This window comes from Streptomyces sp. B1866 (assembly GCF_031932565.1).
In the GTDB taxonomy this organism is placed as follows: Bacteria; Actinomycetota; Actinomycetes; order Streptomycetales; family Streptomycetaceae; genus Streptomyces.
This window is the reverse complement of the sequence record NZ_JAVSCF010000025.1, coordinates 1-21,347: the sequence shown is the minus strand read 5'-3', so window position 1 is coordinate 21,347 and position 21,347 is coordinate 1. Positions and strand designations below refer to the sequence as shown.

Annotated in this window: 18 protein-coding genes; 13 read left to right on the top strand and 5 right to left on the bottom strand. The window is 75.3% G+C overall.

Annotation, left to right across the window (positions count from 1 at the left end; all coding sequences use genetic code 11):
- Window positions 1-61 precede the first annotated feature (61 nt).
- The 4 genes from RKE29_RS06300 to RKE29_RS06285 all read left to right on the top strand — a co-directional run bounded on the left by RKE29_RS06300 (window position 62) and on the right by RKE29_RS06285 (window position 4,164).
- Window positions 62-691, top strand: coding sequence for a Uma2 family endonuclease (locus RKE29_RS06300; protein WP_312004042.1), 630 nt, complete (start codon window positions 62-64; stop codon window positions 689-691).
- A gap of 74 nt (window positions 692-765) precedes the next feature.
- Complete coding sequence (locus RKE29_RS06295; protein ID WP_312004041.1) at window positions 766-1,650, top strand: bifunctional methylenetetrahydrofolate dehydrogenase/methenyltetrahydrofolate cyclohydrolase; 885 nt, start codon at window positions 766-768, stop codon at window positions 1,648-1,650.
- A complete protein-coding gene (locus RKE29_RS06290) occupies window positions 1,640-2,167 on the top strand; it encodes a DUF3017 domain-containing protein (protein WP_312004040.1) in 528 nt (175 codons plus the stop codon). Before RKE29_RS06295 ends, RKE29_RS06290 begins: the two co-directional genes overlap by 11 nt.
- A 524-nt stretch (window positions 2,168-2,691) precedes the next feature.
- On the top strand, window positions 2,692-4,164 hold the full coding sequence (locus RKE29_RS06285; RefSeq protein WP_312004039.1) for a DUF2690 domain-containing protein: 1,473 nt from the start codon (window positions 2,692-2,694) through the stop codon (window positions 4,162-4,164).
- Window positions 4,165-4,464: 300 nt separating this feature from the next.
- On the opposite strand, the gene RKE29_RS06280 is transcribed toward RKE29_RS06285, so the two are convergent.
- Entirely contained in the window at window positions 4,465-5,949 is a 1,485-nt protein-coding gene (locus RKE29_RS06280) for an FAD-dependent oxidoreductase (RefSeq protein ID WP_312004038.1), read from the bottom strand.
- A 125-nt stretch (window positions 5,950-6,074) separates the two neighbouring features.
- Between RKE29_RS06280 and RKE29_RS06275 the strand changes: the two genes are divergently transcribed.
- From RKE29_RS06275 to RKE29_RS06265, 3 genes are all read left to right on the top strand, one after another.
- Window positions 6,075-6,467, top strand: a complete 393-nt coding sequence (locus RKE29_RS06275) for a metalloregulator ArsR/SmtB family transcription factor (RefSeq protein WP_312004037.1) — start codon at window positions 6,075-6,077, stop codon at window positions 6,465-6,467.
- Between the two features lie 444 nt (window positions 6,468-6,911).
- A complete protein-coding gene (locus RKE29_RS06270; protein WP_312004036.1) occupies window positions 6,912-7,901 on the top strand; it encodes a malate dehydrogenase in 990 nt (329 codons plus the stop codon).
- 274 nt (window positions 7,902-8,175) lie between these two features.
- Window positions 8,176-8,922: an FkbM family methyltransferase gene (locus RKE29_RS06265; protein ID WP_312004035.1), complete on the top strand. Its 747-nt coding sequence runs from the start codon at window positions 8,176-8,178 to the stop codon at window positions 8,920-8,922.
- A gap of 171 nt (window positions 8,923-9,093) precedes the next feature.
- Here the strand turns inward: RKE29_RS06265 and RKE29_RS06260 are convergent, their stop codons facing one another.
- The 3 genes from RKE29_RS06260 to RKE29_RS06250 all read right to left on the bottom strand — a co-directional run bounded on the left by RKE29_RS06260 (window position 9,094) and on the right by RKE29_RS06250 (window position 11,799).
- On the bottom strand, window positions 9,094-9,618 hold the full coding sequence (locus RKE29_RS06260; protein ID WP_312004034.1) for a hypothetical protein: 525 nt from the start codon (window positions 9,616-9,618) through the stop codon (window positions 9,094-9,096).
- Window positions 9,619-9,946: 328 nt separating this feature from the next.
- On the bottom strand, window positions 9,947-10,666 hold the full coding sequence (locus RKE29_RS06255) for an isocitrate lyase/phosphoenolpyruvate mutase family protein (protein WP_312004052.1): 720 nt from the start codon (window positions 10,664-10,666) through the stop codon (window positions 9,947-9,949).
- 653 nt (window positions 10,667-11,319) lie between these two features.
- Window positions 11,320-11,799, bottom strand: a complete 480-nt coding sequence (locus tag RKE29_RS06250; protein ID WP_312004033.1) for a carboxymuconolactone decarboxylase family protein — start codon at window positions 11,797-11,799, stop codon at window positions 11,320-11,322.
- Between the two features lie 47 nt (window positions 11,800-11,846).
- On the opposite strand from RKE29_RS06250, the gene RKE29_RS06245 reads away from it, so the two are divergent.
- Window positions 11,847-13,373 carry a PLP-dependent aminotransferase family protein gene (locus tag RKE29_RS06245; protein ID WP_312004032.1) on the top strand — a complete coding sequence of 509 codons (1,527 nt, stop codon included), beginning with the start codon at window positions 11,847-11,849 and terminating at the stop codon, window positions 13,371-13,373.
- A 464-nt stretch (window positions 13,374-13,837) separates the two neighbouring features.
- Window positions 13,838-15,067 (top strand): acyltransferase, encoded by a 1,230-nt coding sequence (locus RKE29_RS06240; protein WP_312004031.1) that lies wholly within the window; start codon window positions 13,838-13,840, stop codon window positions 15,065-15,067.
- A 247-nt stretch (window positions 15,068-15,314) separates the two neighbouring features.
- Here RKE29_RS06240 and rocD read toward each other — a convergent pair whose 3' ends face one another.
- Window positions 15,315-16,532, bottom strand: coding sequence for an ornithine--oxo-acid transaminase (rocD, locus tag RKE29_RS06235; protein WP_312004030.1), 1,218 nt, complete (start codon window positions 16,530-16,532; stop codon window positions 15,315-15,317).
- Window positions 16,533-16,786: 254 nt separating this feature from the next.
- On the opposite strand from rocD, the gene glyA reads away from it, so the two are divergent.
- From glyA to RKE29_RS06215, 4 genes are all read left to right on the top strand, one after another.
- On the top strand, window positions 16,787-18,055 hold the full coding sequence (glyA, locus tag RKE29_RS06230; protein ID WP_312004029.1) for a serine hydroxymethyltransferase: 1,269 nt from the start codon (window positions 16,787-16,789) through the stop codon (window positions 18,053-18,055).
- A 372-nt stretch (window positions 18,056-18,427) separates the two neighbouring features.
- Window positions 18,428-19,441: a tryptophan--tRNA ligase gene (trpS, locus tag RKE29_RS06225; RefSeq protein WP_312004028.1), complete on the top strand. Its 1,014-nt coding sequence runs from the start codon at window positions 18,428-18,430 to the stop codon at window positions 19,439-19,441.
- Between the two features lie 137 nt (window positions 19,442-19,578).
- Window positions 19,579-20,193, top strand: coding sequence for a 2'-5' RNA ligase family protein (locus RKE29_RS06220; RefSeq protein ID WP_312004027.1), 615 nt, complete (start codon window positions 19,579-19,581; stop codon window positions 20,191-20,193).
- A 128-nt stretch (window positions 20,194-20,321) separates the two neighbouring features.
- A partial coding sequence (locus RKE29_RS06215) for a YihY/virulence factor BrkB family protein (protein WP_312004026.1) occupies window positions 20,322-21,347 on the top strand: 1,026 nt, incomplete at its 3' end.

The following is a 21,347-nucleotide window of genomic DNA, read 5'->3' as shown; positions in this document are numbered from 1 at the left end:
TGCGGGACAGCCTTTAGGCTGGATCGAGGTGGAACCGAGGTGACAGCGAAGGAGGGCGGTCATGACCGCCGAACCCGTCGACTGGATGTACCCGGAGGAGTCGGCCATGGCCACTGAGCCCGTCGACTGGATGCATCCGCCGCCCGAGGGGTGGACGTACGAACAGGTGAAGGACCTCGATCTGCCGTTCGACTGGGAACTGGTGGACGGAGTGATCGTGGTCCGGGATATGACGGTGTACTGGCACAACAGGGTGCGGGACGAACTGTACGTCGCCTTGCGGAGTGCTCGGCACGCTCCGTGTGAGGTGACCACCGAGCAGTGCATTCTCATCGACCAGTACAACCCGGCCAGGCCCGACGTCGTCGTCTTCGACCGGACCGACCTCGACTTCTTCAGCCTGGAGTGCCTACCCGTCGCGTCGGTCCTGCTCGCCGTGGAGGTGGTGTCACACGGCTCCCGGACCGACGACCGGTTCCGCAAGCCCGGCATGTACGCCGCGGCGGGAATCCCGTATTTCTGGCGCGTCGAGCGTGGCGAGGACAATATCCCGGTCGTCCACGAGTTCCGACTGGACGAGGAGACCGGCCGGTACACCGCGGCCCCGGACGTTCCCATCCACACCGGCGTGCTGCGCACCGACGTGCCCTTCCCCGTCGAGCTGGACCTCGCGGGCATCTTCAAGGAGTAGTCCCGGCCCGTACGGTCCCGGCGCGGCGCGCCCTGACTGGAACCGCCGTCCGCCGATCCTGGAAGATAGGGGCCATGACCGCCCAGACTCTCGATGGCAAGGCCACCGCCGCCGCGATCAAAGCCGACCTCGTCACCCGCGTGCGCGCGCTGAAGGACCGGGGCATCACGCCCGGCCTCGGGACCGTGCTCGTCGGGGAGGACCCGGGCAGCAAGTGGTACGTCGCGGGCAAGCACCGCGACTGCGCGGAGGTGGGCATCGCCTCCCTTCGCGTCGACCTGCCCGAGACGGCCTCCCAGGAGGAGATCGAGGCCGCCGTCCGGCAGCTCAACGAGGACCCGGCCTGCACCGGCTTCCTGGTCCAGCTGCCGCTGCCCCCCGGCATCGACGCCAACCGCGTGCTGGAGCTGGTGGACCCGGTCAAGGACGCCGACGGCCTGCACCCGATGAACCTCGGCCGCCTGGTGCTCAACGAGCCGGGCCCGCTGCCCTGCACGCCCAACGGCGTCGTCCAGCTGCTGCGCCACCACGGCGTGGAGATCAACGGCGCGCACGTGGTGGTCATCGGCCGCGGCGTCACCATCGGCCGGTCGATCCCGCTGCTGCTCACCCGCCGCTCGGAGAACGCGACGGTCACCCAGGTGCACACCGGCACCCGCGACATCCCCGAGCTGCTGCGCCAGGCCGACATCGTCGTGGCCGCCGCCGGGGTCGCCCACCTGGTGCGGCCCGAGCACGTGAAGCCGGGCGCGGCGGTGCTCGACGTGGGCGTCAGCCGGGACGAGAACGGCAAGATCGTCGGCGACGTGCACCCCGGCGTGGCCGAGGTGGCCGGCTGGCTGGCCCCGAACCCCGGCGGCGTCGGCCCGATGACCCGCGCGCAGCTGCTGGTCAACGTGGTGGAGGCCGCCGAGCGGCAGGCCAAGGCGGCGGCCGGGGGAGCGGACAGTGACGGCTGAGTCGGGCCGCGCCGAGCAGGCCCTCGCACCGGCCGGACCGGCCTTCCGGCACAGCGGGCGGCCGGGCGGGGAACCCCGGGACGCCGGGCGGCCGGACGGCAGTCCCGGCGCGTCCGGCGAGTCCGGGCGCCGGCTCTCCCGCCGCTTCCCGGTGATCACGCGCGACACCGCGCGCCCCGAGGGCGGCGGCCGGGCCGCACCCGGCTACGCCCCCGCGCTGCTGCGGCAGTGGCCGCTGCTCGCCGTGCTCGGCGGGGTCGCGGTGGGGCTGCTGGTGGTGGCGCTCGACGCGTTCCGCGCGGGCACGGCCGTGATCGGGCTCTCCCTGCTGGCGGGCGCCGTGCTGCGCTGGGTGCTGCCGGAGGTCGGGATGCTGGCGGTGCGTTCGCGGTTCACCGACATCGCGACGTACGGGGTGCTGGGCTTCGTGATCCTGATGCTCGCGCTGATGGCCCAGCCGGACCCGTGGCTGGAGGTCCCGTTCCTGGACGACATCGTGCACTTCACCGTGCGCTGAGCGGGCCTGCCCGGCGCCGGGCCGGTTCCCCGCACGGTTGCCGCCCGCATGCCTCCGGCGAGCGACCGCACGCGCGCCCCGCGGGCGTCCGTACGGCCCCGCGGGCGTCCGTACGGCCCCGCGGTGACCGTACGGGCCGTAGGGGACCTACGCATCCTGGCGGCGGGAAAAGCGGCGGCCCGTCCCCTCCCCCGTAGCGAGGACGGGCCGCTCGCTGTCCAGCGTCGTGGACATGACGGCGTACTTCCATGGCCGAAGTTGTCCCGTGGCGGGGCCGTGACGATTCCGTCACCGTGTCCCGGGTCTGTCGCGGTCACCCCCCTCACCCTCTCTGAGCTGGCGTTTTCGCGCAGGGTCCGGCAAGAGCGCGCGGCGGTGGTCCGATAATGCGCCAATTGCCCCCCTGCGCCCGGGTGGCCGAACTGACATCCTGGGCCCAGGTGTCCATCCGCCGGTGTACGCGCCTGTGGACGCGCCGGGGTGAGGAATCGTCAGGGGTACGTACCGGGGAACAGGGGGAGAGCATGCCTCGGTGGAAGGAACTGCCGGAGGAACTCGATCCGCAGGTGCGGGAGTTCACAGGCCACTTGCGCAGACTCATCGACCGGAGCGGGATGAGCGTCGCCGCCGTCGCCGACCGCACCGGCTTCAGCAAGACGTCCTGGGAGCGGTACCTGAGCGGGCGGCTGCTGCCCCCGCAGCGTGCCGTCGAGGCGCTGGCCGACGTGACCGGTGCGGACGTCGGGCACCTGGTCACCGTGTGGGAGCTGGCCGAGCGCGCCTGGAGCCGCGCGGAGATGCGCCGCGACGTGACGGTGGAGGCGGCGCGGGTCGCACAGGCGCGGGCGGCCCTCGGCGAGTTCGGCCCGGCGCCCGGGGACGACGGCGGCAAGGGCAGAAAGGGCGGCAAGGGGGGCAGGGCGGGCCGCCGCTGGAAGGGCAGGGGCCGCAAGGACGAGGAGTGGTCCGTCACGGACCCGCTCCCGTCCGCGTACGCGACACCGGTCGCGCTGCCCGACGTGCTGCCCGACGCGCCGGCCGGTGGTCGCACCGGAGACGTGGAGCGGACCGTGCGGCTGAGTCGGCGCGCGGCCGTCGGCCAGGCGGCGGTGGCCGACCCGGCCGCCGCGGTCGGCACGGCCGGGCCCCTCGCGCCCGCCCGGCCCGCCGCCCCGGGCGGTCCGGGGAGCGCGGGGGAGGACGGCGGGGACGGGGAGCGGTACCGCTCCGCGGCGCCGGCCACCGGTCCCGTCGGGCCCGAGGGGCCCGCCGACCCGCGCGAGGAGTTCGGCCCGCGTGGGGAGTTCGGCCCGCGTGGGGAGTTCGGCCCGCGTGGGGAGTTCGGCCCGCGTGGGGAGTTCGGCCCGCGTGGGGAGTTCGGCCCGGTCGAGGAGTTCGGCCCGCTCGGCGAGTTCGGTCCGCTCGAAGAGTTGAGACCGCTCGAAGAGCTGGGGCTGCGCGCAGAGGTCGACGACCCGCCGCCGTCCGGGCGCCGGCGCGGGCGGCGCCTGCTGCTGGCGGTCGGCGGGCTGGTCGGCGTGGCCGCCGTCGCCGCCGGCGTGATCGTGTACGGGCCGGGCGGCCACGACCAGCGCGCCGGGGACCGGCCGACCGCCCCCGTCGGCAGGCAGGGCGGAGTGCAGTGCTCCGGCGCGTCCTGCGCGGGCAAGGACCCGGAGGCCATGGGCTGCGGCGGTTCGCTGGCCCGGACCACGGCGGACGCCACGCTCGGCGCGGCCTACGTGGAGGTGCGCTACAGCGAGGTGTGCGGCGCGGCGTGGGCCCGGGTCACCCAGGCGGCCCCCGGCGACCAGCTGCGGATCGTCGCGGGTGAGAACGCCGCGGCGGACCACGCCCAGCAGGAGAAGGCCGGGCCCGACGGCGGCGCGTACACCCGCATGGTCGCGGTCGAGTCGGCCACCGACTCGCAGGCGTGCGTCACGCTCGCCTCAGGCCGACGCGGCTGCACGGTCGCCACCCCGAGCGCCGCGCCTTAGGCCCCGTCGTCAAAGTCCCGTCAGCCCCGCGACGCCTGGCACTCCCCCGGCTACCGCCGGGAGGTGCCCCCGCGCACCAGACGCCGTGGGGCCCGCCTTCCGGGCGGACGACGCTACTTCGACGACAGGGCCCAGGTCGGTCGGCCACCGGCCGCCTGCCGCCGGTCGGCGGACGGGGCGCGCGGCGTCCCGCCACTTCCGGCGGTGGTCTGCGTCCCGTACGGCGGGTTGGGGCCGTGCGAGCCGCCCCACCGGGCCGGGGCCCGGCCCTGCCGGTGCTGGTGGCGGGCGCGGCACGGCCTACGCGCAGCAGCCACCGCCCACCGCCTGGCCGCGGCCGTCCCCCCGCTGGTCCCCCCGCTGGTCCCCCCGCTGGTCCCCCCGCTGGTCCCCCCGCTGGTCCCCCCGCTGGTCCGGCCGCTGGTCCGGCGGCCCGGACGGCCGGAGCGCCGGAGTCCCGCAGCACCCCCCGCCCGCCTCGGCCGACGCCGGTCCCGCGTCCGCCGAGGCCTCGTCCGCCAGGCCGGTGCCCCCGCACACCCCCGTCTCCGGCAGCACCAGCTCCACCCGGGCCGCCCCCTCCGCGTCCCCGGCGAGGGCGGCGGCGATGGACCGCACCTGCTCGTACCCCGTCATGGCCAGGAAGGTCGGCGCCCGGCCGTAGCTCTTCATCCCCACCAGATACAGATCCTTCTCAGGCTGGGAAAGTTCCCGCGCGCCGTGCGGCGGGACGGTGCCGCAGGAGTGCACGTTCGGGTCGATGAGCGGGGCCAGCGCGGCCGGGGCCGCCAGGCGCTCGTCCAGGCCGAGCCGCGCCTCGGCGAGGAACGACAGGTCGGGGCGCAGGCCGGTGAGGCCGATGACCTGGTCGACCGGGTCGGTGCGGCGGCCGTCCTCGGCGGCGAGGACCAGGCGGCCGCCGTCGGCGGGCTCGACCGCGCGGGTGCGGAAGCCGGTGACGGCGGTGGCGTGTCCGGAGTCGACGGCGGCCCGGGCGCGCAGGCCCAGCGCGCCGCGCGCGGGGAGTTGGTCGGCCGCGCCGCCGCCGTAGGTGTCCGGGCCGATGCCGCGCCGCAGCAGCCACAGCACGCGCGTGCCCGGTGCCTCGCGGGCGAGGTCGGCCAGGGCGGCCAGGGCGGTGAAGGCGGACGCGCCGCTGCCGAGCACGGCGGTGACGCGGCCCGCGTACCGGGCCCGTACGGCGGGGTCGGCCAGGTCGGGGACGCGGTAGGCGATCCGGTCGGCGGCGGCGCGCTCGCCGAGGGCGGGCAGGCCGTCGGCGCCGAGCGGGCCCGGCCCGCCCCAGGTGCCGGACGCGTCGAGCACGGCGCGCGCGGTGACACGCTCCTCGGTCCCGCCGGGCCCGGTGCGGTGCACCGTGAAGGGCTGCTCCTCGCGTCCGGCGTCGGTCACCCGGTCGCGGCCCGCGCGGGAGACGCCCGTGACGCGGGTCCCGTAGCGGACCCGGTCGCCGAGGGCGTCGGCGAGCGGCTGGAGGTACTGGTCGGCCCACTGGGCGCCGGTCGGGTACGCGCCGTCGGCGGGCCTGGTCCAGCCGGTGGCGGTGAGGAGCTTGTCGGCGGCCGGATCGACGACCTCGGCCCAGGGCGAGAACAGCCGTACGTGCCCCCACTCACGCACGGCGCTGCCCGCGCGCGGGCCCGCCTCCAGGACCAGCGGGGTCAGGCCCCGGTCCAGCAGGTGGACGGCCGCGGCCAGGCCGACGGGTCCCGCGCCGATCACCACGACGGGCAGGGCGGGCGGGTGCGTCTCGGACGGTGTCACCGGACACTCCTTGCTTCGATGTCTGTCGATGTCTTGCGGCGTTCTCCAGCATGGACACTGATTCGATAGACGTCAACATAGATGATTATCGAAATATTGGCTCGGGGTGTGCCAGGATGGGGAACATGGCGAATCAGCGGGTCCTGCCGGTGCTGGAACCGGCGGCGGTGCCGGACTTCGAGACGGGCGCCACCCGGGCCGTCCCGTGCTGCCCGCCGCTGACCGAGCGGCCGCTGACGGCCGAGGAGGCCGCGCGGACGGCCGCGATGTTCAAGGCGCTCGGCGACCCGGTGCGGCTGCGGCTGTTCTCCCTGATCGCCTCGCACGAGAACGGCGAGGCGTGCGTGTGCGACATCTCCGACGTGGGCGTCTCCCAGCCGACCGTCAGCCACCACCTCAAGCGGCTGCGCGAGGCCGGGCTGCTGACCTCCGAGCGGCGCGGCACGTGGGTGTACTACCGCGTCGAGCCGTCCGTCCTGGCCGCCATGGGGCGGCTGCTCACCTCCCCGGAACGCTGAGCGCGGGGCCTGCCGGGCGGGGTTCGCGAACCGCGCGGCGCTTGGCGCCATGCTCCGCCGCGCGCCTTCCGTGTCGTACGCCCCGCCCGTACGCCCTTCACCCCTTCCGCGCATCCACACCACCCCTCGCGCACGCGATCCGCACCGGGAAACCACAACCACGGGGGCATGCCCGGGCGGTCCGGGGGCAGGCGCACGCCGGATCCCCCCACGGGTTCGTGAAGCGGCTCCCGGGCCACCGCCCGCCAACCCCCCTCAAGCGGCGGGCGGTGGCCCGGGCCGCCGTCCCCGTGGCGCGCGGGTGCCCGCGGCGTGCGGCGCCGCGCGGTGAGCAGGTCCACAACTCGGGCGTGGCCCCGCCGGGCGGTCGGGTCGGATAGCCTGACGCCGGTATCTCGACACCAAGAGATTCAGGGACAAGAAAACACAGCGCAGGAGATCGCCATGACCCGCACTCCCGTCACCGTCACCGTCACCGGCGCCGCAGGCCAGATCGGCTACGCGCTGCTCTTCCGCGTCGCGTCCGGGCACCTTCTCGGGCCGGATGTGCCGGTCAAGCTCCGCCTGCTGGAGATCACCCCGGCGCTGAAGGCCGCCGAGGGCACCGCGATGGAGCTGGACGACTGTGCCTTCCCCCTGCTGCGGGGCATCCACATCTCCGACGACCCGAACGTGGCCTTCGACGGCACGAACGTCGCCCTGCTCGTCGGCGCCCGGCCGCGGACCAAGGGCATGGAGCGCGGCGACCTGCTGGAGGCCAACGGCGGCATCTTCAAGCCGCAGGGCCAGGCCATCAACGACCACGCGGCCGACGACGTGAAGATCCTGGTCGTGGGCAACCCGGCGAACACCAACGCGCTCATCGCGAAGGCCGCCGCCCCGGACGTACCGGCCGACCGGTTCACCGCGATGACCCGCCTGGACCACAACCGCGCGGTCTCCCAGCTCGCCCAGAAGACCGGCACGCAGGTCTCGGAGATCCGGAAGCTGACGATCTGGGGCAACCACTCCGCCACCCAGTACCCGGACATCTTCCACGCCGAGGTCGCGGGCAAGAACGCCGCCGAGGTCGTGAACGACGAGAAGTGGCTCGCCGAAACCTTCATCCCGACCGTCGCCAAGCGCGGCGCCGCCATCATCGAGGCGCGCGGCGCGTCCTCGGCCGCCTCCGCCGCCAACGCCGCCATCGACCACGTGCACACCTGGGTCAACGGCACGGCCGACGGCGACTGGACCTCGGCCGGTGTCGTCTCCGACGGCTCGTACGGCGTGCCGGAGGGGCTCATCTCGTCCTTCCCGGTCACCGCGAAGGACGGGAAGCTGGAGATCGTCCAGGGGCTGGACATCAACGACTTCTCCCGCGCGCGCATCGACGCGTCGGTGAAGGAGCTGGCGGAGGAGCGCGAGGCGGTGCGCGGGCTCGGCCTCGTCTGACCGCCCGGCCGTCTGGCCTTTCGACTGTCCGGCCGCCCGGCCCGGCGCCCGCGCGCGCCGCGCCCGGCCCGGCGCCCGCGCGTGACCTCCCGTCGGCGGCCGGTGCCGCCCGCCCTGCCCGGGGTGGGCCGCACCGGCCGCCGACGCCTGTCCGGAAGCGGATCCCTTCCAGCCGTGCTCAATCGGACCTCAATGCCCGAGGCGCATGCTGCTGGAGGCGGTTTCCTGCCGCCTGCCGGGGCGGGACGACACGGGGAAGGGGGTGGCTGCGGCGATGAGTCTGAGTCTTGTCGAGCTGGACGAGGGGTTCTCGGCCTACACGAGCAGCGAGATGGAGGCCCGGTTCATCTACCGGGAGATCTTCGAGGAACTGAGCTACGACCAGAATCCACTGCCGGACGCGCCCTTCATCGTGGACGTCGGCGCGAACATCGGCCTGTTCTCCATCTTCATGAGGCGCCGTTACCCCCGCGCCCGCGTCATCGCCTTCGAACCGGCCCCGGAGACCCTGGACGCGCTGCGGCGCAACCTGGCTCTGCACGGCGTCGAGGGCGTCACCATCTACCCGCACGGCCTGGCCGCCGAGCCCGCCGCGGCCGTGCCCTTCACCTACTACCCCGACCTGCCCGGCAACTCCACGCTCCACCCGGAGGAGAAGGCCTTTCAGAAGGTCGTCATGACCGAGCGCTTCGGCGCGGAGGAGGTCGCGCGGTACTTCACGCCCGACGAGATCACCGTTCCGGTGGAGCGGCTGTCACACGTGCTGGCCGAGCACCACGCCGACGAGCCGGTGATCGACCTGCTGAAGATCGACGTCGAGGGCGCGGAGCTGGACGTGCTCGGCGGGCTGGACGCCGCCGACTGGGCCCGGGTCCGCTCGGTGGTACTGGAGGCCGCCGACGTGGACGGCAAGCTGGCGAAAATCGAGCGGCTGCTGCGGGACCAGGGCCTGACGGTGACCAGCGGCCTGGCCCCGATGCTGGAGGAGACCAACACGTACTACGTGCTGGCCACCCGCTGACCCCTGCTCGCACCGCAGGCCCGTATGCCCGGTGCGTCGGGGTACGGGGCGGGCGCGCGGTCCGGTCCGTACGCCGCGGCTCGCGCGGCGGAGCGCGCACGGCGGCTCCCGGGGCGGTGCCACCCCGGGAGCCGCCGCTGTCTACGCGCGTCTACGGGCGGTCCGCGCGCGTCAGCCCACGTGCCCGGAGATCTCCGCTATCTGCTGGGTGACGTTGCTGTAGCGGACCTGGACGTCCGTCACGCTGCCGTCGCCCCAGCCCAGCGAGACCTTGACCCACACGCTGCCCGCGCCCGCGTCGAGGTAGACCGTGGCCACGGACTCCGGCGCGTTCTGCGCGAAGAGCACGCCGTCGGCGCCGTGCGCCGCCTCCCACGACCGCACCCCGTTCAGCGCCGCGCCGGAGAGGTACTCGGCCCGCAGGCGGTCGCGCTTCGCGTTGTCACCGGCCCGTACGGCGCCGCTGTAAGCGCGGTAGAAGTCGTCGACGCGCTCCACCGGGCCCCGCTCGTCGTTGATCGAGGCGGCATTGATCGACGCGTCGTTGATAGAGGCAGCGTCGACCGAGGCGGGTGCGGACACCCGGTGTGCCTGCTCGGCTGCCAGCGCGGGCGCGGCGGCGGCGAGGGGCAGCAGGGCGGCGGTGGCCAGGCCGACGGTCAGGGCGGCCTTGCGCGTGATACGGCTGGTGGACATGGAATTCCCCGTTCCGCTGTTGCTGAATCTTCCGGATACGCACGGCCGCGCGTCATATGCGCGCTGGCTGCGCTGAAAGGAGGAAAACCGCGGCGGTGGTCGTGCGGCTCGTGCCGCGGTCATCCGGAAACCTATCACGAGGATTCACGGGGAAATTCCGTGGAATGCTGCGATCCTGCTGTGAACGCACGGATTGGGAAATAGTTTTCGCGGGAGGCAACCTGGCTGCGGAAAAAGACGTCTTCCTGCTTCGCGGCCGGTGCCGGTCCGCGCGCGCGTGACCTGTCCGGCGTGCGGCGGCCGACCGGCTGTGCCGCGGGCTCCCGCCTCAGGCCCCCGGCCGCAGCCGATCCGCGATCTCCCGCACGCCCGCCAGCGCCTGCCGGAAGAGGCCGGGGCCGAAGGTGACGCGGGAGGCGCCCAGCTCGCCCAGCTCGCGCGGGGACGGGCCGTCCGGGCGGCACAGGGCGTTCAGCGGGGCGCCGATGCCCTCCGCCAGGCGGCGCAGCAGGGCGGACGGCGCCAGGATCGGGTAGACGCAGTCGGCGCCCGCCGCCGCGTACCGCCGTCCGCGCTCGACCGCGTCCGCCAGCAGGGCCTCCGGGTCCTCGGCCGGGCCGCGCAGGAAGGTGTCCACCCGGGCGTTGACCACCAGCGCGTCGCCCGCCTCGGCGCGTACCTCGGCCAGCCAGTCCGCCTGCCGCCGCGGGTCCTTCAGCCGACCCGCCGCCAGGTCGGTGTCCTCCAGGTTGCAGCCGACCGCTCCGGTGTCGAGCAGCCGCCCGACGAGTTCCTTCGGCGCCAGCCCGTACCCGTCCTCGACGTCCGCCGACACCGGTACGTCCACGGCGCGTACGATCCGGGCGACCGCGGCGAACATCTCGGCGGGCGGGGTGCCGCCCCCGTCCTCGTAGCCCAGGGCCGCGGAGACCCCCGCGCTCGGCGTGGCCAGGGCGGGGAACCCGGCGTCGGCGAAGGCGCGGGCGCTGGCCGCGTCCCAGGGGCCGGGCAGCACGAGCGGATCGTCCGGCGCCCGGCCTTGGTGCAGCGCCCGTAGGAGGCCCGCGCCGGGGGAGGGGCCCGCGCCGGGGGAGGGGCCCGCGCCGGGGGAGGGGCCCGCGCCGGGGGAGGGGCCCGCGCCGGGGGAGGGGCCCGCGCCGGGGGAGGGGCCCGCGCCGGGGGAGGGGCCCGCGCCGGGGGAGGGGCCCGCGCCGGGGGAGGGGCCCGCGCCGGGGGAGGGGCCCGCGCCGGGGGAGGGGCCCGCGCCGGGGGAGGGGCCCGCGCCGGGGGAGGGGCCCGCGCCGGGGGAGGGGCCCGCGCCGGGGGAGGGGCCCGCGCCGGGGGAGGGGCCCGCGCCGGGGGAGGGGCCCGCGCCGGGGGAGGGGCCCGCGCCGGGGGAGGGGCCCGCGCCGGGGGAGGGGCCCGCGCCGGGGGAGGGGCCCGCGCCGGGGGAGGGGCCCGCGCCGGGGGAGGGGCCCGCGCCGGGGGAGGGGCCCGCGCCGGGGGAGGGGCCCGCGCCGGGGGAGGGGCCCGCGCCGGGGGAGGGGCCCGCGCCGGGGGAGGGGCCCGCGCCGGGGGAGGGGCCCGCGCCGGGGGAGGGGCCCGCGCCGGGGGAGGGGCCCGCGCCGGGGGAGGGGCCCGCGCCGGGGGAGGGGCCCGCGCCGGGGGAGGGGTTCGCGGCGGGGGGCGGGGTCGCGCGGGTCACCCGAAGTGCCCGGGGGCCGTGCGGGTGGTCACGCCGAAGCGGTTCCAGGCGTTGATCGTGGTGATCAGGGCAATGAGCTGCGCCAGCTCGGCCTCCTCGAAGTGCCGCGCCGCCTCCTCGTACACCGCGTCCGGCACGAAGCCGTCGGTCAGGACGGTGACCGCCTCGGTGAGCGCCAGCGCGGCCCGCTCCTGGCCGGTGTAGTAGCCCGGTGCCTCCTCCCACGCGTTCAGCAGGTAGACGCGCTCCTCGGACTCGCCCGCCTTACGCGCGTCCTTGACGTGCATGTCGATGCAGAAGGCGCAGTGGTTGATCTGCGAGGCGCGGATCTTGACCAGTTCGACCAGGGCGGGGTCGAGGCCCTTGCGGGCGGCCGCCTCCAGGCCGCTCATGGCCTTGTAGACCTCGGGGGCGAGCTTCGCCCACCGCAGGCGGGGGCCCGTACCGTGCTGCCGGGTGCTGTCGTTCGTCGTCATGAGGCCCACGCTAACTCCCGGGTAGCCCAGGCGTATGGTCCATTTCCATGGAGAGTTCGTGGGCCACTTCCGGTTCCGGCGAGGGCGGCCCGGGCGCCGACCTGCACCTGGACCTGGACCTGCCCGAACCCGGCACCGCCGGGGTGCGGACCGCGCTGATCCGGGCGCTGCGCGACGCCGTGCGCACCGGTCGCCTCGCCCCCGGCACCCGGCTGCCGTCCTCCCGCTCGCTGGCCGCCGACCTCGGCGTGGCCCGCAACACGGTCGCCGACGCCTACGCCGAGCTGGTCGCCGAGGGCTGGCTCACGGCCCGGCAGGGTTCCGGCACCCGGGTCGCCCGGCGGGCCGTACCGCCCGTATCGCCGGTACGGCCCGTACCGCCCGGGGCCGACGGAGTGCGAACGCCGCCCCGCGCGGGCCACGAGGATCCGTACGGGCTGCTGCGGCCCGGCCAGCCCGACGTGTCCGCCTTCCCCCGCGCCGCCTGGCTCGCCGCCGCCCGCCGCGCCCTGACCGCCGCGCCGTACGACGCCTTCGGCTACGCCCCCGTCGCCGGGCGCCCGGAGCTGCGCCGGGTGCTCGCCGACTACCTGGCGCGCGCCCGCGGCGTGCGCGCCGACCCCGACCGGATCGTGGTCTGCGGGGGCTTCACCCAGTGCCTGGCCCTGCTCGGCAGGCTGCTGCGGCAGCGGGGACGGCGCGAGATCGGCGTGGAGGCGTACGGCCTGGACGCGCACCGCGACGTGCTCGCCCGCGCGGGGCTGCGGACCGTGCCGCTGACGGTCGACGCGCACGGCGCCCGCACCGGGGACCTGGCCGGGCTGCCGGGCGTACGGGCCGTGCTGCTCACCCCCGCCCACCAGTTCCCCACCGGCGTCCCCCTGCACCCCGACCGGCGCGCCGCCGTGGCCGACTGGGCGTCCCGCGCGGGCGGCCTGGTGCTGGAGGACGACTACGACGGGGAGTTCCGCTACGACCGGCGGGCGGTCGGCGCACTCCAGGGGCTCGACCCGGAGCGCGTGGTCTACCTGGGCACGGCCAGCAAGAGCCTGGCGCCCGCGCTGCGGCTGGCGTGGATGGTGCTGCCGGGCGGCCTGGTGGACGGGCTGCTGGCGGTCAAGGGCACGGGGGAGTGGCAGTCGGGCGCGCTGGACCAGCTCACGCTCGCGGAGTTCATCGAGGCGGGCGCGTACGACCGGCACCTGCGCGGCATGCGCCAGCGCTACCGGCGCCGCCGCGACCAGCTCGTCGCCGCGCTCGCCGAGCGGGCCCCGCACGTGCGGGTGACGGGCCTCGCGGCCGGGCTGCACGCGGTGCTCGACCTGCCGCCGGGGACCGAGGAGGCGACCGTGCGGGCGGCGGCGCGGCAGGGGCTCGGTGTGGAGGGGCTGTCCCGGTTCCGGTACGAGTACGGGTCTGGCCGCCCCGGCGGGTCTGGCGGGGCCGAGGGGGCCGTGGGGAACGGCTCGGGCGGCGGCGGCGGGCGGGACGCGGTCGTCGTCGCGTACGGCTCGGCGCCCGAGCACGCCTTCGCCGGAGCGCTGGAGGCACTGTGCCGGGCGCTGGCGCCGTGACCGTCGTGCCGCGCGCTGGCGCCGTGACCCGGCGGCGGCCGGAGCGCCGAACCCCGGGCGCGGTCCCGGATCCGGCGCCGTACCGGCGCCCGGACCGGCCCGCGGTGCTTTCCCGCCGCGCCCGATGTGCGGAATGCTGCTGATAGCTTCCCTTCTCATCCTGTCTGGCCGCTTTCGGTGGATGTCTTGTTAAGAGTTCACCAGCATTTTTGCCAGGCCCGGCGAGATTCGGACACAATCCAGCGTGCGCCCTACACTCGGGTGGGCGGTTCATCGTGGAATCCCGCCCCGTTCCAGCGCATTCGCCTGATACCGGGCTGTCGTCACGGTCCGTTTCCGCGCACCCCGGCAGCCGTTCGCATCGCATCTCTCCTCCAGACCGCCCCCCACCAGACGAGGAGTCCTGGCGTGACACCAGTGGACACGACGGAAAACCGGCCCGACCGGACGGAAAGGGCCGCGAAGTGAAAGACGCCGAAACGAACGCCGCCATATCCGCCGTGTCCGGAACGACGGCACCCCCGGAAACCGCCGAAACCACCGAAACCGCCGAAACCGCCGAAACGCCGGGAACGACCCTGGCCGCCGACCGCGCCGCACCCGCCCGGCTGCCCTCCCTGACCGGGCTGCGGTTCGTCGCCGCGGGCATGGTCGTCCTCTCCCACGCCCTGCTGCTCTCCGACACCACCCCGGACGGCCACCCGCACTGGGACACCTGGGTGGCCATGAACGCCGTCTCCCTCTTCTTCGTCCTCAGCGGCTACGTGCTGACCCACTCGGCCCGCGCGACGGACACCCCGGCGGCCTTCTGGCGCCGCCGCTTCGTCAAGATCTGGCCCGTCCACGCGGTGGCCTGGGTGGGCGCACTGGCCGTCATCGCCTATCTGGACGACACCCTCGCCGAGCGGACCGACCGGCTCACCGGGAACGTCCTGAGCCTGTTCCTGCTCCAGTCGTGGTCCCGCGACCACTACCAGGGCGGCAACGCGGTCGCCTGGTCCCTGGCCGTGGAGGCGTTCTTCTACCTGCTCTTCCCCGCGCTGCTGCCGCTGGTGCTGCGGCTGTCGCGGCGCGGGCTGCTGGTCCTGGCCGGGGTGGCGGCCGCGCTGACCTGGCTGATGCCGTTCGTCAGCGCGCTCACCGTCGACGCGGACACCCTCGACCGCACCACGTTCACCGGCCAGAGCTTCTGGTTCCTGTACGCGCTGCCGCTCACCAGGCTGCCGGAGTTCGTGCTCGGCATGGCCGCCGCGCGGCTGGCGGTCACCGGGACCGGGCTGCCGCGCATCGCCGTGCTGCCCCCGGCGGCCGTGGCGCTCGCCGTGCCGTTCTTCGCGGACGACTTCCTGCCCAACGCCTTCATGTACGCCAGCGCCAGCGCCGTACCGCTGGCGCTGCTGGTCACCGCGACCGCGCAGCTCGACCTGCGCGGCAAGGCGTCACTGCTGCGCACCCGGCCCGCCGTCTTCCTCGGTGAGATCTCCTTCGCCTGCTACATGTGCCACGCGACCGTCCTCACGGCGGTGCACAAGGTCGCCGTCGACCACGGCTGGAGCGGCGGCTGGGCGGTGGTCGCGGCGCTGCCGCTGGTGCTGCTGGCCTCGTGGGCGCTGTACCGGCTGGTGGAGCGGCCGTGCATGCGCCGGTTCGCGGCCCCGGCCCGGCCCGCCGCGGTGCCGGTCGGCGCGGCCTGACCCGGCCGTCGGCTCGCCGCCCCGGGGGCGGCCCGCACCGCGGGCAGCGGTACGGGCCGCCCCCGGCCCGTACGCCCGGCCGCTCCCGGAGGAGCCCGGCCCGTACGCCCGGTGCCCCGGCCCGTACGCCGCGCGGCCCCGGCCCGTACGCCCGGTGCGCGCCGCCCTCCGGCCCGTACGCCGCGCCGCTCCGGCCCGTACGCCGCGCCGCCCCGGCCCGTACGCCCCCGCCCGTACCGCCGCCCGCTCAGCCCCGCAGCACCGCCCGCAGCTGGTCCAGGGCCCAGTCCAGGTCCTCCTTGCCGACCACCAGCGGCGGCGCGATGCGGATGGTGGCCCCGTGGGTGTCCTTGACCAGCACGCCCCGCTCCAGCAGCCGCTCGGAGACCTGCCGCCCGGTGCCCAGCGCCGGGTCCACGTCCACGCCCGCCCACAGGCCGCGCCCGCGCACCGCGGTCACCGCGCCGTCGCCCACCAGCAGCCGCAGCTCGGCGTGCAGGTGCTCGCCCAGCTCCGCCGCCCGCCGCTGGTACTCGCCGGTGCGCAGCAGCTCGATGACCTTCAGGCCGACCGCGCAGGCCAGCGGGTTGCCGCCGAACGTCGAGCCGTGCTCGCCCGGCCGGAAGACGCCCAGCACCTCCCGGGAGGACACCACCGCCGACACCGGCACCACGCCGCCGCCCAGCGCCTTGCCCAGCACGTACACGTCCGGGACGACGCCCTCGTGCGCGCAGGCGAAGGTGGCGCCGGTGCGGCCGAGCCCGGACTGGATCTCGTCCGCCATGAACAGCACGTTCCGCGCCCGGGTCAGCTCCCGCACCCCGGCCAGGTAGCCCGGCGGCGGCACCAGCACGCCCGCCTCGCCCTGGATCGGCTCCAGCAGCACGGCCACCGTGTCCTCGTCCACGGCCCGCTCCAGGGCCGCCAGGTCCCCGTACGGCACGATCTCGAAGCCCGGCGTGTACGGGCCGAAGTCGGCCCGCGCCTCCGGGTCGGTGGAGAAGCTGACGATGGTGGTGGTCCGGCCGTGGAAGTTGTTGTCGGCCACGACGATCCTCGCCCGGCCGTCCGGCACCCCCTTGACCCGGTAGCCCCACTTCCGGGCGGTCTTCACGGCCGTCTCCACCGCCTCGGCGCCCGTGTTCATCGGCAGCACCGTCTCCATGCCGCACAGCTCGGCCAGCTCCGCGCAGAAGGCGCCGAACCGGTCGTGGTGGAAGGCGCGGGAGGTGAGGGTGACCCGGTCCAGCTGGTCCTTCGCCGCCGCGATCAGGCCGGGGTGGCGGTGGCCGAAGTTCAGCGCCGAGTAGCCGGCGAGCAGGTCGAGGTAGCGGCGGCCCTCGATGTCGGTCACCCACGCGCCCTCGGCGGAGGCGACCACGACCGGCAGCGGGTGGTAGTTGTGCGCGCTGTGGGCCCCGGCGGCGGCCACGGCCCCGTCCGTCGCCCGTTCGGTGTCGGTCACGGTGCTGCTCCGTTCGGTGTCACGGCTGATCAGAGCTCTTTTCTATCGTCGCGCAGGCGATATGCGAAGAGAGTTTGCGGCGCCTGCCGGTCTCGGGCCGCCTGCGGACTACAGTGAGGGGGTGCGCCGTGACTGGCGAGCGTGGAAGGGACCACGAGGGAGCGGCGCGCGGCCCTGATCCGCCGCGAGGTGCCGCCCGCCTGGGCACCGACGGGAGTACGACCGGTTCCCACCCCGATCGCCCGGAGGACTTCATGAGCCAGCCCCGCCACCCCGCCCTGTCGGCTGCCGACCCCGAGCTGGCCGCGCTCGTCGGCGCCGAGGAGCGGCTTCAGGCCGACACCCTGCGCCTGATCCCCAGCGAGAACTACGTCTCCGCCGCCGTCCTCGAAGCCGGCGGCACGGTGCTCCAGAACAAGTACAGCGAGGGCTACGCGGGCCGCCGCTACTACGAGGGCCAGCAGGTCATCGACCAGGTCGAGCGGCTGGCCGTGGGCCGCGCCAAGGCCGTGTTCGGCGCCGAGCACGCCAACGTGCAGCCCTACTCCGGCTCGCCCGCCAACCTCGCCGTCTACCTGGCCTTCGCCGAGCCGGGCGACACCGTGATGGGCATGGCGCTGCCCATGGGCGGCCACCTGACCCACGGCTGGGGCGTGTCCGCTACGGGCAAGTGGTTCCGCGGCGTGCAGTACGGGGTGCGGGCCGACACCGGCGTGACCGACCTGGACGAGGTGCGCGACCTGGCCCGCAGGGAGCGGCCCAAGGTGATCTTCTGCGGCGGTACGGCCGTGCCGCGCGTGATCGACTTCCCGGCGTTCGCGGAGATCGCCCGCGAGGTGGGCGCGGTGCTCGTCGCCGACATCGCGCATATCGCCGGGCTGGTCGCGGGCGGCGCGCACCCCTCGCCCGTCGGGCACGCCGACGTGGTGTCCACCACCACCCACAAGACGCTGCGCGGCCCGCGCGGGGCGATCCTGATGGCCCGCGAGGAGCACGCCAAGGCGGTCGACAAGGCCGTCTTCCCCGGCCTCCAGGGGGGCCCGCACAACCAGACCACCGCCGCCATCGCCGTGGCCCTGCACGAGGCCGCCCAGCCGTCGTTCCGGGAGTACGCGCACGGCGTGGTCGCCAACGCCAGGGCGCTCGCCGAGGCGCTGCTCGCGCGCGGCTTCGACCTGGTGTCCGGCGGCACCGACAACCACCTGATCCTGATGGACCTCACCGGCAAGGACGTGCCGGGCAAGGTCGCGGCCAAGGCGCTGGACCGGGCGGGCATCGTGGTGAACTACAACACGGTGCCGTTCGACCCGCGCAAGCCCTTCGACCCGTCCGGCCTCCGGATCGGCACCCCGTCGCTCACCTCGCGCGGCCTGGGCACGGCGCACATGCCGGTCGTCGCCGAGTGGATCGACCGGGGCGTGACCGCGGCCCGGGCCGGGGACGAGGAGACGCTGGCGAAGATCAGGGCGGAGGTCGCCGACCTGATGGCCGCCCACCCGGCGCCGGGGCTGCCCATGGCCTGACGCGGTCCGCGCGGCACCCGGCCCGTCCCGGCCGCCCGTACCGGGCGGTCGCCCGTGCCGTGCCCGGCCCGTACGCGACGCGCCCGCCCGTACGGGCCCGGCGCGGCCCAGGCGGTCCGGCCCGCTGTCCGGCGTACGGACCCGTAGGGATCCCGTACCGGACGGCGGCCCACGGGGCCGCCTGCCCGGGCCGGACGCCCGCGCGGGAGCCCGCGGCCGCCCGGGGCCTGCGGGAGCCGCGCGCGGGCGGCCGGTGCGCTCCGGGGCCCGGCCGCCGGCGGGGCGGGCCGCGTGCGGCAGGCCGCGCGCGACGGGACGTCCGCCACACGCCAGAAGGACAAAGCCGACCCGTCCACCTGAGAGAATGGTGTCATGCCCGCTGACCGACCTCGCGCGTTCTCCGGTATCCAGCCCACCGCAGGCTCCTTCCACCTCGGCAACTACCTCGGCGCCATCCGGCAGTACGTCGCGCTCCAAGAGACCCACGACGCCTTCTACTCGGTCGTGGACCTGCACGCGATGACGATCCCGCAGGACCCGGCGGTGCTGCGCGCCAACACCCGGCTCGCCACCGCCCAGCTCCTCGCGGCCGGTCTGGACCCCGAGCGGTGCACGCTGTTCGTGCAGAGCCACGTGCCCGAGCACGCGCAGCTCGGCTGGCTGATGAACTGCCTGACGGGCTTCGGCGAGGCGTCCCGCATGACGCAGTTCAAGGACAAGTCGGCCCGGCAGGGCGCCGAGCGCACGTCGGTGGGCCTGTTCACCTACCCGGTGCTCCAGGTGGCCGACATCCTGCTGTACCACGCGCGCCACGTGCCGGTCGGCGAGGACCAGCGCCAGCACATCGAGCTGACCCGCGACCTGGCCGAGCGGTTCAACGCGCGCTACGGCGACACCTTCACCGTGCCCGACGTGCACATCGTCAAGGAGACCGGGAAGATCTACGACCTCCAGGATCCGGCGGTGAAGATGAGCAAGTCCGCCTCCACGCCCAAGGGCATCGTGAACCTCCTGGACGAGCCCGGCGTCTCCGCCAAGAAGATCAGGAGCGCGGTGACGGACACCGAGACGGTGATCCGCTTCGACCCCGAGCGCAAGCCCGGCGTGAGCAACCTGCTGACCGTCTACGCCACCCTCACCGGCCGTACCGTCGCCGACCTGGAGGCGGCCTACGAGGGCAAGGGCTACGGCGCGCTGAAGACCGACCTCGCCCAGGTGGTCGCCGACTGGGCGGCGCCCTTCCGGGAGCGCGCCCGGGAATACCTGGACGACCCCGAGACGCTGGACGGCATCCTGGCCAAGGGCGCGGAGAAGGCGCGCACCGTCGCGGCCGAGACGCTGGCCGCCGCCTACGACCGGGTGGGCCTGCTGCCCGCGAAGCACTGAGCGCGCGAACGTCCGGGGCCCGTACGCGCCGGGCCCGGCCGGACCGGTGGGACCGGCGGGCCCGGTGGGCCGCGCCGGTCCGGCCGACCCCGCGACACCGCACACACCGCACGCACGGGGAGGAGGGAGTCACCACAGTGGGAACCGTCACGCTGGGCGTTTCGATCGCGGTCCCGGAGCCGTACGGCAGCTTCCTCCAGGCGCGGCGGGCGGCCTTCGGCGACCCGGCCGCCTGGTGCATCCCCACGCACGTCACGTTGCTGCCGCCCACCGAGGCGGACCCGGCGGCGCTGCCCGCGATCGAGCGGCACCTGGCCGAGGTCGCGGCCACGGCCCGGCCCTTCCCGATGCGGCTGCGCGGGACCGGCACGTTCCGGCCACTGTCCCCGGTGGTCTACGTGGCGGTCGTGGAGGGCGCGGAGGAGTGCGCGGACCTCCAGGAGTGGGTGCGGGCGCCGGACGGCCCGTGCGCGCGTGAACTCCAATTCCCCTACCACCCGCACGTGACGGTCGCCCACGGCATCGCCGAGGACGCCATGGACCGGGCCCAGGCGGATCTGGCGGGCTACGAGGCGGCCTGGACCGCGGGCGGTTTCGCCCTGTACGAGCAGGGTGCGGACGAGGTGTGGCGGCTGGAGCGCGAGTTTCCGTTCACGGGCGGCGTGGCCGGTCCGGGGAGTACGGGCGCCGGGAGCGGCGCGGTGGTGCCGCGCCAGGCGAACCTCTACCGGCCGCCCGCCACGTCGCGCTAGCGGTAGCGGAATTCCGGGGTCCGCTTCGGTGGCTCCCGGCGGGGCCGGTGGCCGAGAATGGGTGGCCACGAGGGTCGGGCACGAGGGCCGCCCCGCATAAAGGCCGCGAAAAGGGTAAGTCGTTGATCATGGAGTGGTTGACCCGGCTGCCGCTCATCGGCCCCGCCATGGCGCGGCTGATGCGCACCCACGCGTGGCGCTCGTACGAGACGCTGGAGCGCGTCCACTGGACCCGCCTGGCCGCCGCCATCACCTTCGTCAGCTTCGTCTCCGTCTTCCCGCTGGTCACCGTCGCGGCCGCGATCACCGCCGCGCTGCTGAGCGAGGACCGGCTGCACGACCTGGAGCGGAAGCTCGCCGACCAGGTGCCCGGCATCTCCGGCCAGCTCGACCTGAGCGGGCTGGTCGACAACGCCGCCACGGTCGGCGTCGTCGCGGGCGCACTGCTGGTCGTCACCGGCATCGGCTGGGTCGGCTCGCTGCGCGAGTGCCTGCGCGCGGTGTGGGAGCTGGAGGAGGACCCGGGCAACCCGGTGCTGCTGAAGCTGAAGGACGCCGGGGTGCTGGTCGGGCTCGGCGGCGTGGCCGTCGCCTCCTTCGGCGCCTCCGCCTTCTCCGTGACCGCCATCGGCTGGTCCGCCGACCAGCTCGGCATCTCCCACAACGGCGTGGTGAGCTGGCTGCTGCGGATCGCCGCCTACGCGGCCGCCGTCGCCGCCGACTTCCTGCTGCTGTGCTACGCGCTGACGCTGCTGCCGCGCGTGCGGCCGCCGCGCCGGTCCGTGATCGTCGCCGCGCTGATCGGCGCCGTCGGCTTCGAGCTGCTGAAACTGCTGCTCAGCGGCTACCTGAGCGGCGTGGCGACCAAGAGCATGTACGGCGCCTTCGGCGTGCCCATCGCGCTGCTGCTGTGGATCAACCTCACCGCCAAGCTGACCCTGTACTGCGCCGCGTGGACGGCCACCGGCACGCGCGGCGAGACGGCCGACGCGGCCGGAAGCGGGACCGAGGACGGCGGCGAGGCCTCCCGCCCGCTGCCGGAGACCGCCGAGGCGGACCCGCTCACCGGCCCGCCCGGCCCGCCCACGCCCGCCGCCGAGGCACCCGCGGCCGACCAGCCCGCCGCACCCGGCGACGACCAGCCCGGCGACGAC

Coding starts and splice junctions, on each gene's coding strand:
- RKE29_RS06300 (WP_312004042.1), top strand. CDS start 62: ATGACCGCCGAACCCGTCGACTGGATGTACCCGGAGGAGTCGGCCATG.
- RKE29_RS06295 (WP_312004041.1), top strand. CDS start 766: ATGACCGCCCAGACTCTCGATGGCAAGGCCACCGCCGCCGCGATCAAA.
- RKE29_RS06285 (WP_312004039.1), top strand. CDS start 2,692: ATGCCTCGGTGGAAGGAACTGCCGGAGGAACTCGATCCGCAGGTGCGG.
- RKE29_RS06275 (WP_312004037.1), top strand. CDS start 6,075: ATGGCGAATCAGCGGGTCCTGCCGGTGCTGGAACCGGCGGCGGTGCCG.
- RKE29_RS06270 (WP_312004036.1), top strand. CDS start 6,912: ATGACCCGCACTCCCGTCACCGTCACCGTCACCGGCGCCGCAGGCCAG.
- RKE29_RS06265 (WP_312004035.1), top strand. CDS start 8,176: ATGAGTCTGAGTCTTGTCGAGCTGGACGAGGGGTTCTCGGCCTACACG.
- RKE29_RS06260 (WP_312004034.1), bottom strand. CDS start 9,618: ATGTCCACCAGCCGTATCACGCGCAAGGCCGCCCTGACCGTCGGCCTG.
- RKE29_RS06250 (WP_312004033.1), bottom strand. CDS start 11,799: ATGACGACGAACGACAGCACCCGGCAGCACGGTACGGGCCCCCGCCTG.
- RKE29_RS06245 (WP_312004032.1), top strand. CDS start 11,847: ATGGAGAGTTCGTGGGCCACTTCCGGTTCCGGCGAGGGCGGCCCGGGC.
- glyA (WP_312004029.1), top strand. CDS start 16,787: ATGAGCCAGCCCCGCCACCCCGCCCTGTCGGCTGCCGACCCCGAGCTG.
- trpS (WP_312004028.1), top strand. CDS start 18,428: ATGCCCGCTGACCGACCTCGCGCGTTCTCCGGTATCCAGCCCACCGCA.